This window comes from Flavobacterium sp. P21 (assembly GCF_050632225.1).
Taxonomy (GTDB): domain Bacteria; phylum Bacteroidota; class Bacteroidia; order Flavobacteriales; family Flavobacteriaceae; genus Flavobacterium.
On record NZ_CP192585.1, the window covers coordinates 1,158,964 to 1,174,342 of the forward strand.

Annotated in this window: 10 protein-coding genes and 2 pseudogenes; 2 read left to right on the plus strand and 10 right to left on the minus strand. The window is 36.1% G+C overall.

The annotated features are described in order from the left end of the window. Positions 1-39: 39 nt before the first annotated feature. The 3 genes from ACQ9BO_RS05620 to ACQ9BO_RS05630 form a co-directional block, all read right to left on the minus strand. Positions 40-918, minus strand: coding sequence for a helix-turn-helix domain-containing protein (locus ACQ9BO_RS05620; RefSeq protein WP_431243937.1), 879 nt, complete (start codon positions 916-918; stop codon positions 40-42). A gap of 95 nt (positions 919-1,013) precedes the next feature. Then, positions 1,014-1,274: a carboxymuconolactone decarboxylase family protein gene (locus ACQ9BO_RS05625; RefSeq protein WP_431243938.1), complete on the minus strand. Its 261-nt coding sequence runs from the start codon at positions 1,272-1,274 to the stop codon at positions 1,014-1,016. After that, a complete protein-coding gene (locus ACQ9BO_RS05630; protein WP_431243939.1) occupies positions 1,261-1,545 on the minus strand; it encodes a carboxymuconolactone decarboxylase family protein in 285 nt (94 codons plus the stop codon). Before ACQ9BO_RS05630 ends, ACQ9BO_RS05625 begins: the two co-directional genes overlap by 14 nt. 390 nt (positions 1,546-1,935) lie before the next feature. On the opposite strand from ACQ9BO_RS05630, the gene ACQ9BO_RS05635 reads away from it, so the two are divergent. Continuing rightward, positions 1,936-2,910, plus strand: a complete 975-nt coding sequence (locus ACQ9BO_RS05635) for an integrase core domain-containing protein (protein WP_431241922.1) — start codon at positions 1,936-1,938, stop codon at positions 2,908-2,910. 89 nt (positions 2,911-2,999) lie between these two features. Here ACQ9BO_RS05635 and ACQ9BO_RS05640 read toward each other — a convergent pair whose 3' ends face one another. The 7 genes and pseudogenes from ACQ9BO_RS05640 to ACQ9BO_RS05670 form a co-directional block, all read right to left on the minus strand. Further along, positions 3,000-4,853: a leukotriene A4 hydrolase C-terminal domain-containing protein gene (locus tag ACQ9BO_RS05640; RefSeq protein ID WP_431243940.1), complete on the minus strand. Its 1,854-nt coding sequence runs from the start codon at positions 4,851-4,853 to the stop codon at positions 3,000-3,002. A 91-nt stretch (positions 4,854-4,944) separates the two neighbouring features. After that, positions 4,945-6,600, minus strand: a pseudogene (locus ACQ9BO_RS05645) (2-oxo acid dehydrogenase subunit E2). 4 nt (positions 6,601-6,604) lie between these two features. Next, a complete protein-coding gene (gene pdhA / locus ACQ9BO_RS05650) occupies positions 6,605-7,603 on the minus strand; it encodes a pyruvate dehydrogenase (acetyl-transferring) E1 component subunit alpha (RefSeq protein WP_431243941.1) in 999 nt (332 codons plus the stop codon). Positions 7,604-7,760: 157 nt separating this feature from the next. Further along, on the minus strand, positions 7,761-8,243 hold the full coding sequence (gene cdd / locus ACQ9BO_RS05655) for a cytidine deaminase (RefSeq protein WP_431243942.1): 483 nt from the start codon (positions 8,241-8,243) through the stop codon (positions 7,761-7,763). Between the two features lie 74 nt (positions 8,244-8,317). After that, positions 8,318-9,520, minus strand: coding sequence for a type IX secretion system outer membrane channel protein PorV (gene porV / locus ACQ9BO_RS05660; protein WP_431243943.1), 1,203 nt, complete (start codon positions 9,518-9,520; stop codon positions 8,318-8,320). 44 nt (positions 9,521-9,564) lie between these two features. Then, positions 9,565-12,339: a type IX secretion system sortase PorU gene (porU, locus tag ACQ9BO_RS05665; RefSeq protein ID WP_431243944.1), complete on the minus strand. Its 2,775-nt coding sequence runs from the start codon at positions 12,337-12,339 to the stop codon at positions 9,565-9,567. Then, positions 12,239-13,219, minus strand: a complete 981-nt coding sequence (locus ACQ9BO_RS05670; RefSeq protein ID WP_431243945.1) for a hypothetical protein — start codon at positions 13,217-13,219, stop codon at positions 12,239-12,241. The genes porU and ACQ9BO_RS05670 overlap by 101 nt, the downstream gene beginning before the upstream one ends. Before the next feature lie 395 nt (positions 13,220-13,614). On the opposite strand from ACQ9BO_RS05670, the pseudogene gldJ reads away from it, so the two are divergent. Next, positions 13,615-15,299 (plus strand): annotated as a pseudogene (gene gldJ, locus ACQ9BO_RS05675) (gliding motility lipoprotein GldJ). The last annotated feature ends 80 nt before the right edge of the window (positions 15,300-15,379 follow it).

Genomic DNA, 15,379 nt, shown 5'->3' on the forward strand with positions numbered 1-15,379 from the left:
AGTAATCAGCAGACTGCGACTGAAAACTGCGATTCTAAACTAAGCTTCCATTTTTCCAAATCCTACAGTTTCACGATAAATCTGTGGCGAAACATCTGCATTCGTTTTAAAGAAACGGCTGAAATAATGTTCGTCATCATAGCCTAATTCGTACGCAATTTCTTTTACGGTTTTGTTGGTTAGATAAAGTTCTCTTTTGGCTTCAATAATAATTCTTTCCGAAATCAAATCGGTTAAGGTTTTATTGAAATAATTCTTAGACAATTTCGCTAACGCTTTTGGAGAAATATTTAATAAATCAGCATAGTTTCCTGCCGAATGTTTTGTTTTGAAATTCAGTTCAATTGCATCTTTCAGGTTTTGGAGAATCAAAGGCTCTTTTGAATCTGGAACCGATTTCATTTCTTCTAATTGTTCTGTTTTTAATCTTGAAGCTGTAATTAAAAAGATTTTTAAATACGAAATCAATAATTCGTACTGCGCTAATTCTGCATTCTGGATTTCGGCTTTCATTTGTTCAATCACCATTTTAAAAGTCTGTTCTGCTTGTTCTGTAATCTGAACATATGGTGGCTGATAAATGTTATTGAACAAAACACCATTGCAAGAAACCTCTTTTTGGTGCATATGAATGCAATAAAAATCAGGATGAAAATGAATCGCAATTCCGTCAATCGGTTCGCTTACACAAAGCATAAAAGGTTGATAAGGAGAAAAGGCGAGAAGTGAGTTTTCTTCAAAATGATGTTCCGCAAAATCCGCTTTTACTTTGCCTTTTCCTTTGGTAATCCAAATTAAAGAATAATAATTATTTCGCTGTAAATGATCAAAATGGCTGTTATCATCAAAAGGAAGAATCTTGAAAGCCAAATTTCCATTCTGCGGATTGATTAAAGTGAAAACATTTTGAGAGCTCATATGCTTTGTTTTTGAAAGCATAAAGATAGCCATGAAATAAATCCGTAGCTATCTTTATAAATTGTTTTTTGTTATAGTGAATGTGCAAATCTTGATTAAACTGCTGGAAAATCAATTTCTGTATTTGTCGCATTATTAAAGTAGTTAGTTAAAACGTTTAACGCTACGTGACCGATGGTTTCTGCAATTTCAGCATCAGAAACTCCTGCATTTTTGGCTTTATTTACATCTTCATCATTTACTAAACCACCTTTGCTGATTAGTGTTTTAGCCAATTGTAAAATAGCTTCTGTTTTCGCATCATCAGAATTTCCAGATCTTGTCGCTTTTAAAACTGCTGGATCAGCTTTTACCAATTTTTCTCCAATAAAAGTGTGAGCTGACTAAACAATAATCACAAGAGTTGCTTTCTGAAACTGCTAGAGCGATTAATTCGCCTGTTTTTGCACTTAATTTTCCGTGGCTCAAAGCGCCACTTAAATTCAGATATCCTTCCAAAACCGCTGGAGAATTTCCCATTGTTCTCATCATGTTTGGTACAACGCCTAATTTTGCCTGAACTGCGTTGAATAAATCTTTAGTTTTTCCTGTTACTTCTTCTGGGTTTAATGCTGTTAATCGTGCCATTTTATTTAATTTTTTAAAGTTGTTATTTGTTGTTGTCTTTTGACATTACAAAGTTGCAACGATTACAGATTTTAAAACATGGAGGATTGACGCTATGTGATGGATAATTTTCCCTGATGTTTTTTAGGAGCTATTTCCCGCTATCCGTTCCAATCTTTTGTGCCGAACCCCGGCACAAAAGGATTTCCACTTCTATCGGGGCTAGGGCACTCGTTTTATAAGATTGTTTTTCGTATAGTTTGTCATTTCGACGAAGGAGAAATCTTCGCAAGTAACTCCGTAACGCAAATCCAATCTTTGTCGAGCTTCTCGCGAAGATTTCTCCTTCGTCGAAATTGTAAAGGTTAGATATTTCGGTAACAAAATTTAAATTTAATAAATTTTGTTACGATGAGAAATAATAGTCAAGATTGTACATTAGAGAGGAACTATTTAGAGAAATATCGTTTCTTGATAAAAGAATATGAGCAGGTGAAAAACAAAACTCATCCACTTTATAAAAAGGCGATGGATTTTTACACAGCAAATGACACGTGCAGAAAAAGTTTCTTAAAGTATTATAATCGCTATAAACAGAGTGGGAAATCTCAGGATCTATTGCCTCAAAAGCGAGGTCCAAAATATAAAACCCGACGTCCTTTGCCTTTTATAGAACAAAAAGTAATCGAATTAAGAGAAAAAGGAAACAACAAATATGAAATTGTTAGTATCTTAAATCCCAAATTAGGAAAACATGCACCATCATATTCTGGAGTTTATAATATTTTAAAAAGGCATAAAATAAATAGATTAACTCCGAAGATTAAAAAGAATCATCAGAAAATAATCAAGGAAAGAATGGGACAGCTGGGTCATATTGATTGTCATTATTTAAGTAAAAGCATAATTCGTGGAGAAAATAAAAAACTCTATTTAGTCTGTGTAATTGATGATTACAGCCGAATTGCCTGGGCAGAATTAGTTCCAGACATTACCAGTTTAACAGTGATGTTTGCGTCATTAAAATGCTTAAACATCCTAAGCAGTCATTATGAAATAAAATTTGAAGAGATATTATCTGATAATGGGGCTGAATTTGGACCTAAAACAAGCAAAGTCAAAAATAACCATCCATTTGAAAGAATGCTGATGGAATTAGGAATCGTGCACCGATATACAAAACCTTACCGTCCACAGACAAATGGTAAAGTAGAGCGGTTTTGGAGAACTCTGGAAGACGATTTATTAAGAGACACGGATTTTGATTCTCAAGAAGAGCTAAAAGAAGAATTATTACAATATTTATATTATTATAATCACGAAAGACCACATCAGGGAATCGATGGAAAAAAGCCAATTGAAATGATAAATCCGTTACCGAAATAAGTGACTTTTACAGAAATGACAAATAAGGCTTAAAAAAAGAGTCTGTTCCTAAGGAACAGACTCTTTTAAACTTATATTCTTGAAAAAGCCTATTTCAAAACCCCTTCAACAGCCTGAATCGTTGTAGCATGATAACCAGACTTCGCTTTTTCAAAAACCTGTTTAGACCAAACTTTCCCTTCTGGAGTTTTAACCATTTCTTTATAAAGCATCATAACAGAACCCGTTCTGCTGATTCCAATTAAAAATTGCTCAATTGCTGGATAGGCTGGTTTGTATTGATGACGCAATGCCTGAACAAACCATTGACGCTTGATAATAAAGTTTCCACCTTTTGTAAAGTTGAATTCTTTATCAATTGCTTCCATTTCTTTTGCTGTAATATCAGCTGGGAGATGATCTATAAAATGTTGTTTTTCAGCAGTTGTGGTGATTTTTTTGCTTAAACCGGTTACGCCAGTTTCTCTCCAGCTTTTTTGAATTGCGTCAATAGCATCAAATTCTGCGGAACTTACCGGAAGGATATTTGATGGAATTCCTGGTTTGTAAATCCAGTTGTCTAATTGGATTTTATCGGCTAAGGCTTTGTCTCCTTTTATAAGATTTTCCTTTAAATACTTTACAAAATCTTCTGTTGTGATCGATTGAAAAGCATGGGAATCGAAATAATTCTTAATAAACGGATCGAATTTTTCGCGTCCAACGGCATTTTCAATAACTCTTAAAAACGCATATCCTTTTACATAAGGAATTTGACTGATTCCGTCGTCAGGATTTCTGCCAGTTAAAGAAACTTTTAATCTTGTGTCTGGATTTGTGTCTCCGTATTCCGCAACATTATCAACCAATTCTTTGTTGGTAATAACATTTTGCATGTCAAATTCTTTCTTTCCAAAAATAGCTTCGCCAATTCTGTGTTCAACATAAGTTGTAAAGCCTTCGTTTAACCAAATGTCATCCCAAGTTGCGTTTGTAACTAGGTTTCCGCTCCAGCTGTGTCCTAATTCGTGTGCTAACAAACTTGTTAAAGAACGATCGCCAGCTATAACTCCCGGAGTTAAGAAAGTCAAGTTTGGATTCTCCATTCCGCCATAAGGGAAACTTGGAGGTAAAACCAAAACGTCATAGCGTCCCCATCTGTATGGACCGTATAACTTTTCTGCGGCGTTTACCATTTTTCCTAATTCAGCAAATTCGTGAGCGGCGCTTTTTAAAACAGATGGTTCTGCATAAACTCCAGTTCTGTTATCAATGGCTTGAAATTCGATATCTCCAACGGCAATTGCCATTAAATACGAAGGAATTGCTTTGTCTTGTTTGAAAGTATAAACTCCAGTATCATTTTTCTTCTGCGGATTTACAGCGCTCATAACCGCTAATAAATCTTTAGGAACTGTAACTTTAGCATTATAAGTAAAACGAATTCCCGGTGAATCCTGACACGGAATCCAAGTGCGCGACCAAACGCTTTCTCCTTGTGAGAATAGGAAAGGTTTCTTTTTGTCTGCTGTCTGTTCTGGTTTTAGCCATTGTAATGCAACAGCATCTTTAGTTGTGCTGTAGTAAATGTTCACTCTAGTTGTATTTGGCTCAATAGTAATATGAATTGGCTTTCCGTGAAATTCAACGTCTTTTCCAAGTTTAAATTTGGTTTCTTTTTCTTCTTCTCCTTGCCCTAAAGTAACTTTTGTAATATTCAAAGTGTTTTCATCGAAAATAATTTCGTTTCCTTTACTAATATTATCAATTGTCCAAGATGCTTTTCCTGAAATGGTTTGAGTATCAAAATCAACTTTGATATCAAGATCAAGATGTTGTGCGACAGCAAGTTCTGGTTTAGAATAACTGTGTTCGTCAACAACAATAGCCGTTTTTTCTGATTGCTCTTTTTTCTGGCAAGCAAATGCCGTAAGAAATAAAGCGACAAGAATTAGTTTTTTCATTTTATGAGATTTTGAATTTGAGGATGAAAATTAAACAAAAAATCCCGTTCTGAAACTTCGGAACGGGATTTAATTATAAAATTAACAAAGATTACGCCAACATTGTAACTGGGCTTTCGATGTATTGTTTTAATGTTTGTAAGAACTGAGCGCCAGTTGCACCGTCAATTGTTCTGTGGTCGCAAGCTAATGATAACATCATCGTGTTTCCAACTACGATTTGACCGTTTTTAACTACTGGTTTCTCAACAATCGCACCTACTGAAAGGATAGCAGAGTTTGGTTGGTTGATAATTGAATTAAATTCTGTAATACCAAACATACCAAGGTTAGATACTGTAAAAGTACTTCCTTCCATTTCTTGTGGTCCTAATTTTTTGTTTTTAGCTCTTCCGGCAAGATCTCTTACTGAACCACCAATTTGAGATAAACTCATAGCGTCAGTAAATTTCAATACAGGAACCACTAATCCGTCTTCAACGGCTACAGCAACACCAATATTTACGTGGTGGTTGATGATGATAGCATCTTCTTTCCAAGTAGAGTTGATTTTTGGGTGTTTTTTCAATGCTAAAGCACAAGCTTTGATAACCATATCGTTGAAAGATACTTTTGTATCTGGAACGCTGTTGATAGCGACTCTTGCTTGCATTGCTTCGTCCATGCTTACTTCGATCACTAAGTTGTAGTGAGGAGCAGTGAATAAAGATTCAGAAAGACGTTTTGCAATGATTTTACGCATTTGAGAGTTTTTGATCTCTTCTGTGAAAACTTCACCAGCAGGAACAAATACTTTTGGTGCAACAGGAGCAGATGCTTCTTGTTTAGCGACAGGTGCAGAAGCAGGAGCTTGCGCTTGCGCAGATGGAGTAAAGTTTTCGATATCGCTTTTTACGATACGTCCGTTTTCTCCAGATCCTTTCACTTGGTTTAGTGAAATTCCTTTATCAGAAGCGATTTTTTTAGCTAATGGTGAAGCTAAAATTCTTCCTCCGTTTGAAGTTTCAGCAACAGCTTCTGTGGCTTGTGCGGCGACTGGAGCGACTTTTGTTTCTTCAGCGACAGGAGCGCTTGCAGGTGCGGCACCTCCGGCAGTATAGTTTTCAGCGATTCCAGAAATATCAGTTCCTGCAGGTCCAATGATAGCTAATAAGCTGTCAACAGGAGCAGTGTTGCCTTCTTGAATTCCGATGTACAATAATGTTCCAGCATTGAAAGACTCAAACTCCATAGTAGCTTTGTCAGTTTCAATTTCTGCTAAAATATCACCTTCCGCTACAGCGTCGCCAACTTTTTCAACCAAGTTGCTACTGTTCCTTCGGTCATTGTATCACTTAAACGTGGCATTGTTACTACGATAACACCTTTAGGTAATTCTGTTGTCGCTTTTGCAGGAGCGAGCAGTTTCAGTTTTTGCTTCAGCGACCGGAGCGTCCGCTTTTGGTTCCGAAGCTTCGGAACTAGCAACAGGAGCGTCACCACCAGCTAAAAGAGCAGAAATATCTTCTCCTTCGTTACCAATGATAGCTAATAATGAATCAACAGGAGCAGTTTCTCCTGCTTGAATTCCGATATGTAAAAGAGTTCCTTCGTTAAAAGATTCGAACTCCATTGTTGCTTTGTCTGTTTCAATTTCAGCTAAGATATCTCCTTCGCTAATTTTGTCGCCTACTTTTTTAAGCCAAGTCGCTACCGTTCCTTCCGTCATAGTATCGCTCAAACGAGGCATTGTTACTTTAATCGCCATGATGTTATAGTTTATGAGGTGTAAATGGATAGTCTTCTTGTGCGTATACTACATCGTATAATTGTTGTAAGTCTGGATATGGAGATTCTTCAGCGAATTTCGCACATTCTTCAACTAAGTCTTTAACTCTTTGGTCAATAACTTCGATTTCTTCTTCAGTAGCATATTTTTGATCCAAGATTACATCAAGAACTTGTGTAATTGGGTCGATTTTTTTGTACTCTTCAACCTCTTCTTTAGAACGGTATAATTGTGCGTCAGACATAGAGTGTCCTCTGTAACGGTACGTTTTCATTTCAAGGAAAGTTGGCCCGTCTCCGCGACGTGCTCTTTCGATAGCTTCATGCATTGCTTCAGCAACTTTTACTGGGTTCATTCCGTCAACAGGTCCACAAGGCATTTCGTAGCCTAAACCTAATTTCCAAATGTCAGTATGGTTTGCAGTTCTTTCTACAGAAGTTCCCATTGCATAACCGTTGTTTTCAACGATAAATACCACTGGAAGTTTCCACAACATAGCCATGTTGAAAGCTTCGTGAAGAGAACCTTGTCTAGCGACTCCATCACCAAAGTAAGTCATGGTAACACCGCCAGTGTTGAAATATTTGTCTGCGAAAGCAATACCAGCTCCCACAGGAATTTGAGCTCCTACGATTCCGTGACCACCGTAAAAACCGTGTTCTTTAGAGAAAATGTGCATAGAACCTCCCATACCTTTAGAAGTTCCTGTTGCTTTTCCTAAAAGCTCAGCCATTACATTTCTTGGATCAACGCCCATACCGATTGGCTGAACGTGGTTTCTGTAAGCAGTAATCATTTTGTCTTTCGTCAAGTCCATAGCGTGCAATGCACCTGCTAATACAGCTTCTTGACCATTATATAGGTGTAAAAAACCTCTAACTTTTTGTTGAATGTATAATGCCGCAAGTTTGTCTTCAAACTTTCTCCAAAGTAGCATGTCTTCGTACCACTTTAAATACACCTCTTTTGTAACTTCTTTCATCTGAATTCTTTCTTTTGCTAAAGTTTGTTTGTGTTATCAATTGTTGCCTATAACGCAAAATAGTTTCCTCCCACAAATTTGCGCCCGAAAGGTCGGGATGCAAAAATAAGACATTACATTTAAGAACTAAAATTTAAACGCTACTTTTTGGCTTTTTTTACAAGAACTTTTTATCAAACATAAAAGGGAGTAAATTTTTTAGGGATGCCGATTGGTAAACTTCGCCAATTTCACCCATAAAATAGATTTCTATAGGGGTGTCTTGTTTGATTTCATATTCTGCAATTGATTGTCGGCAAGAGCCACAAGGTGGAATAGGAGCGGTGGTTTGATTTGTGTCTGAAGTCGCTGAAATAGCTATTTTTAGAATTTTGGCTTCTGGATAAGTACTTCCGGCATAAAAAATCGCGGTTCTTTCTGCGCATAGTCCTGATGGATAAGCGACATTTTCTTGATTCGATCCCAAAATTACTTCTCCATTATCTAAAAGTAAAGCGGCTCCAACTCTGAATTTAGAATAAGGAGCATAAGCTTTTTTGCGAATTTCAACGGCCTGTTGCATTAAATGCTGAACATCTTCAGGGACTTCATTGATGTTTTCGAAAATTGTGAACGATGATGTTATGCTTATTTCTTTCATTGTTTTTATGGGAAAAAAATCCAAATTCCTAAAAATAGAAATTTGGATTGTTATTGTTTTATTATTTAGACCGATTAATATTCTTCATATTTGTCTCCAAAGTTAAACGTTAAAGAAAAACGAAGTGTGTTTTCTAACGGATTTTTAACTTTTGAAGTTGAGAATAAGTAAGAAACGTCAATTTTTACGATGTTGTATTTGAAACCAGCTCCTAAAGAAAAGAATTGTCTAGCTCCTTTTTCTGGACTTTCGTGAAAATATCCTGCACGAAATGCAAAGGAATCTTGGTACATATATTCTCCAGCTAAACTATAGGTAACTTCTTTTATTTCTTCGCTAAATCCGCCTGGAGCATCTCCAAAAGATTTAAACATCCCCTGGAACCAGCCTATGTCGTTGTATTTGTTGTAAGCGATAGTGCTTTGGTCTTCTGCGCTTTCTCCTGGATCAGTAAAATCGCCATCTCCATTTAAGTCTACTGTCGCTTGTTGTCCCGGAGGCGTTGGGACTAATAGTTTTGTGAACTCAAGGCTAACCGCAAATTTGTTGTAGTCATCAAGAATAAAATCAAATCCTCCTCCTAAACGCATGTTGGCAGGTAAAAAGTTTGAGCTTAAATCGTCATTGTCATAGCTGATTTTCGGTCCCATATTCTGGAAGTTGAAACCTGCTCTCCATCTTCCGTTAAAACTGCTATAAGCGATTTCTTCAGATTGATAAAATCCAGCAACGTCAACAGCAAATGATTTTCCTGCTGTAGCATCTACATCTTCGGAAGCTACTTTTAAATTAGAGCGAATATATCTTGCTCCAACAGACATCGAAAAGGTTTCACTTAATTTTTGAGAATATGATCCGTCTAATGCAAATTCATTTGGTGATACAATATTTGGAACTTCGTTTGGGTCGCCAGTTCTTCTTAACTCGATATCTCCAAATCCGAAATAACGAAAACCTGTTGCAAAGGCGCTTCGATCACTGAATTTGTTGTAATAGGTTAATTGGCCAAGCGAAATATCATTCGCTAAATCTGTTAAATAAGGTGTGTAACTAATAGAAAGCCCTTGTGCATCTTTGGCAAATGCATATTTGGCAGGATTCCATTGCTGAGAGAAAACGTCAGAGGATGTAGCTACACCTTGGTCTGCTAAACCTGCGGCTCGTGCATCAGCGGCAACTAATAAGAAAGGAACTCCTGTGGTGATTGGTCGAGTTTCTTGAGCCTTAGCGTATGAAATAATTAAAAAACAAATTAATAAAAGTGATATTTTTTTCATTTATTAGGACTATATGTTTTGGGTGGTGCAAATTATATATATTATTATAGAATGACAAGCCTTTCGTATTTTTCTGCTTTTTTATTTGTTAAATTAGATTTTACTGTAAGTTTATAAATATAAACTCCTTTGCCTATTCGGTCTCCATAATCGTCTTTTCCGTCCCAAGTAATTTCTCTCGAAAGGAATCCTTCTGTTGTGATAATTTGGTTTGTAGTCCAGACTACTTTTCCCGTAATAGTCATTACTTGTACTTGAACTTCTAGCGGTTCGTAGGGCCTATTGTGCGAAAACCAAAATTGGGTGTAAGTTGAAAAGGGATTCGGATAATTAAGAACGTGGGTTAAAGATAATGATTCATCTCCAACAACAACAAATTGTATTTCACTAGTCACAGGATTGTTGTAAACATCCCAAGCTGTAAAACTTATTGTATGCAGTCCTGCTTTTAAATTTCGAAGCGGAAAGCGTAAATTCCCATTAGTATAATCGTCTAGTTTTGTTTGATAATAATCATTCAAAACATACGGATTGCTCACGTCTCCATCTAGTATCGCCACTATGTCATGCCCAATTCCACTGGCTGTATTAATCCCGTTTTCGTCTTCAAGAAAAGCCAAAAGGAACGGATTTTCATTTGTTATGCCACCTGAAACAAATGTCTCGTCGTTCATATATAACTTAACTTTTGGACTAATATTGTCCTGGGGTGCATTTTCATTTATGCCTCCAATTTTAATAGTGGTGTTGTAGCCAGATTGGTTTTCTAATCCTTGAGTTTTCTTAGAATAGAAACTAATTCGGCCATAATCAACTGGAATTCGAATGTCTCTTGGCACAACAAAACTAAATTCAAACTGGCCATTTGTAACAGATGCGTTTCCTCTAAAAATGGTTTCGCCAAGCGTTTTGAATGACATTGCAGGGCTAAAACCATCATTATTTAGTGTAGATGTTGTAATCAGCTTGTCGAAAATTGCTGTTGCTAATTCGCCGTTGTAATTGCTTAAAAGAGTGTTGTTTTCGTCTGTGATTTCTCCCGTAATCTTGATTTTTGAAAGTGATTTTAAATCAGGAATTGCTTGTGAAATCACAATGTCATTTATTTTTGTTAAATTAATTCGTGGTTTTGGAATTGCAAGCATTAATGCTGGATCTCCAATGTAAAAAATGACATTACTCGAAGAGCTTGGATTTTCATTTTTCGAAATTCGAAGCGCTTCTGAAATAGTGGTATATTGATTTGATCCATAAGAAAGCAGATTTTTGCTCAAGCTATCATTAAAATTCTCAGCATTAAATTGGCCAATTGAGCGAATTGTCGTCAACATTGAGATTGCGCCTCCTTTTGGATTCCAATACGTATATTCACCAGCCGTTGGTCGAGTTGGATCATCAAATCTAGAAAATTCACAAGTAATCGTTATGAACAAAGGATATTTGTATTGATTGTTTAAATTTTGTCCGTCTGATTTTTCCCAAATTCTTTCGCTGGCTAGTCCATCCTCGCCACCATGTCCTAAATAATTAAAGACCAAGGCACCTTTTTCAAAAGCGTCAAATAAATCAGTTCGTGCTTTTGGATATCGTGATCCGCCCGCGGAAGCTTCTTGTGTGTAGGAGTCTAAAATGATTTTGTCGATGTTGAAAAAAGGTTTTTGAGTTGCAATAACATCTGCAAGCGCATTTTGGCGTGATTGAAGTGTGGCATCTGAGCTTTGATCTGAATCGTCACTTATTAATACAAAATTATTTTTCCAGCTTCCGTAGGATTTGGCATCGTGATATTCTAGTACTTTGTTTACCATTTCGTTGGCTTGAGCATTGTCGGAAACCAGCATTCGGCCAGTAGCAATATCAATTCCGCCAAAAAAACTAGTGATGTTTCCTTCGTCTGCATCCATTAATCCATAAAAATCATCAGAAGCAAATGAGGCTTCTCCGGTAGAGTTGCTAATTGTGGAATGATATATAGGTACAATATTAGTATTGTTCGAAATTCTGTCCTTATAATCATATGAGGCGTCTCCAAACAAATTTACATATTTGATTCTTTTGTCTGTTGAAGACGCATTTTCATAAAGATATCTGATGCAGTTTCGGATGGCGGCAATATCCTGCTTTCCAGAAGAAAATTCTTGATAGATATTTTCTAAAGCAATAACTTTTACATTCAAATTTGAATAATTGCGATGAAAAGTTGCTAGTTTTTCAGCTTGTGAAGCTAAAGATTTAGGTGAAATAATGACATAATCGATATCCTGAAAGTTGTTTTGAGCATTCTTAAAAAGAGTTCCTTTCAAATTCTGATTAGCAACTTTTGACTGGCTCTCTTTTAAAGGTGTTAAATAATCTGAAGCATCTATTGCAATATATTTTCTGATTTCGCCTAAAGGAGCCTTAAAGCTGAAAGTGGCTTGATTTGCATTTTCGATTTTAGATACATTATAGATGTCCGTAATGTCCCAAATTTGAGATATTCCTGTTGCGTTTCCTATTGTGTAATTTACAATTCCGGCAGTAGATCCTGCTTGGTCATACTGAAATTTGAATTGTTTCCCGGTTCCAAGGAGTTTTCTTTTTGTAACTATATTAATGTAGTCAAGATATCCTTTCGAGCCAGGAACGCCATTATTATTATAAGTAAGTTTGATTTTTGTGGTTTCGGAACCTGTAAAAGTTGTGTTTGCAGGTAATTTTCCTGTGTAAAATTTAATGTCAGAACTTGATGCTAATGCGTTGAAATTTATGTTTCCAATGCTTTGTCCGTTTGCGCTTATCGCAAAAGAAGTAGGAGTAAAGGTCGCTGAAGCAGGCAACAACTTCTATTTTTGCTGGAACTGATGTGTCAAGATTTGGAAATGTAAATGAAAATTCCTGTTCTTGATTAATGTCAAATGATTCGCCAAACCATTGACGTCCCAAATGTGCAATGTTTGTTTGGTCAATTTCGTGATATTGATAGTCATCAAACGTGTTTAGTTCTAAAGTAGCATTGCCAGTAGGCTGATTTAGGTTTGAAATTCGTTTTCCATCACCACCTGTAGTTGTAATGTAATAATAAGATTTCGAATCATATAAATTAAGGTTGGTTTGGCTTTCTGAATTCCAGTTTTCAACTCCTTCGGCGTAAAATAGGACATAGTCTTCATTGTTAAAGATTCCGTCAGTTTCTCCAGTAATCTGGATAGCATTTTCGGTTAAATCATCTGGATAATAGATATTGTTGGCCAACGGAAGCATTTTGCCTCCATTTCCGTAGATTTTGATTCTTTTTGGATCAGTTTTGCTAGGGTCAAAGCCTAAACTTTGCAAAAACGATTTGGATATTTTATAAACACCTGATTTTTCAACATAAAAACGATACCAATCTCCTGAAGCTAAAACAGAATTTGTAATTGCGGCAGTTTTTTGAGTGGAAGAAATGTTGCTATTTTTTGATGTTGTGCCGGTTGAAGAATAGGAGAAAGATTTGATTCGTTTATATCCATTGCCATCTTTTAGAATTGGAGAAAGTGACAAGAAAAGTTGTTTTTTATCTCTTGAAGAAGCAGATTTTAACGTTTCATTTGGTTTTTCAGGAATGTTTTCAAGAGCTAAATCGCCAAGATCATTCACTGAAATTGCTTCGTAAATAATGCTCGAAAGTTGGATGGAATTGCTCGTTGCAGGACCCGAATCGCTTAAATTAAGAAGCAATGTTAGGCTTTTTTAGTAGTATCGTAACGAAAACTGCTTCCGGAAAAATAAGGGACGATGGTTTTGAAATCGCCGAAACTCATTTCTTTTTTGCCTTGCCAATCTATTGTGAAGCTCCCATTTATCTGAGAAAAAGCAAGAATCGGAATTAAAAAAAATATAAGATTAAGACTTGTTTCATAGGTAAAGAAAACGAAATTGATTGCAAAATATTTTAGTAAGTAAAAATATAGTATTTCATGTTATAGTAAATAATAAAAAGTATATTTTTGCGTTCGTAACTATAGGTTATTTTCTGGTAAAAAACAGCTAAATAAAATTATTAGAACAGATGTTGCTAATTAAATGTTAATTATTATATTGCGAGCACCTAAATTTATCACCTAAGAATGAGTATGAAAGTAAACAAAATTGTAGTCTTGCAATTAATGATGTCAATGGTATTGATGTTGGGCACGGCTAGTTGTAGCAAAAAATCGAGTTCCTCTCACGCTTCTCGAGCGACTGGGTGGGATGTAGATAGTCAAAATGGAACGGTCGCTAGAAATGCAGGAAAAAAACAACAGGCTGGTCCTGGTTTAGTTTTTGTTGAAGGAGGTACATTTACAATGGGTAAAGTACAGGATGATGTTATGCACGATTGGAATAACACACCAACTCAACAACACGTTCAGTCATTCTATATGGATGAAACCGAAGTTACGAACGGTATGTACTTAGAATACCTTGAGTGGTTGAAAAAGTTTTCCCTCCAACAGAAGAAAATTACAAAAACATTTACGAAGGAGCATCTCCTGATACATTAGTATGGAGAAATCGTTTAGGATATAACGAAACTATGACTAACAACTACTTGAGACACCCTGCTTATGCTGAGTATCCTGTTGTTGGTGTTAACTGGATTCAGGCTGTTGAATTCAGTAAATGGAGAACAGACCGTGTAAACGAAGCTGTTTTAGAAAAAGATGGATATATTAAAAAAGGTGCTAAAACCAACGACGTTACTGCTGAAACGTTATTTAATACTGAGGCTTATTTAGCATCTCCTTCAACGCAATATGGAGGTAATGAAGAAATTGTATTAAAGAAAAATCCTAGCGGAAGAAGACCAAAAGCTGGTAAAGACGGAGTAGTTCCAGAAGAGAAAAACGTATATGCACAACGTTCTTCAGGTGTTATTTTACCTGAGTACAGACTTCCTACTGAAGCAGAATGGGAGTATCTCTGCTGCGACTGATGTTGGACAAAGAGAATACAATATTTATAAAGGTCAAAAGAAATATCCTTGGTCTGGAGATTACACTCGTTCTGCAAAACGTAAAAACAGAGGTGATCAATTGGCTAACTTTAAGCAAGGAAACGGTGACTACGGTGGAATTGCTGGATGGTCTGATGACGGAGCTGATATTACTAACAAAGTAAAAAGCTATGCTCCAAATGATTTCGGATTATATGATATGGCTGGTAACGTTGCCGAATGGGTAGCCGATGTTTACAGACCTATTATTGATAACGAAGCAAACGACTTCAACTACTTTAGAGGTAACCTTTATGCTAAAAACAAAATTGGCAAAGATGGTAAAATCGAAATCGTTTCAACGGCTAACATTAAATATGATACTTTAAGCAACGGTAAAATTGTTGCAAGAAATCTTCCAGGAGAAATTGCTCAAGTTCCAGTTGATGAGCAAGAGACATATTTGAGACAAAACTTCAGCACAAGCGACAATATCAACTATAGAGATGGTGATAAACAATCTTCTAGATATTTTGACTTCGGAGATTCAGAGTCTGGGCCAAAAGCTGATCAAGCTATGTACAACTCTCCTAAACACAATGTAACAACTGACAGTTTAGGAAAAATGATTAGAAAATATGACAGCTCTAGTAAACGTACTACTTTAATCGATGATAAAGTTAGAGTTTACAAAGGGGGTTCTTGGAGAGATAGAGCTTACTGGTTAGATCCAGCTCAAAGAAGATATTTCCCTCAAGATATGGCAACTGATTACATTGGTTTCAGATGTGCAATGTCAAGAGTAGGATCTAAATCTGAAAAAGAAAATCACCAAGGAATTAAGATTTAGAAATTCCAATATAAAAAATTCCAAATTCCAAAAGCTGAATATTCAGTCTGGAATTTGGAATTTTTTTATTGTT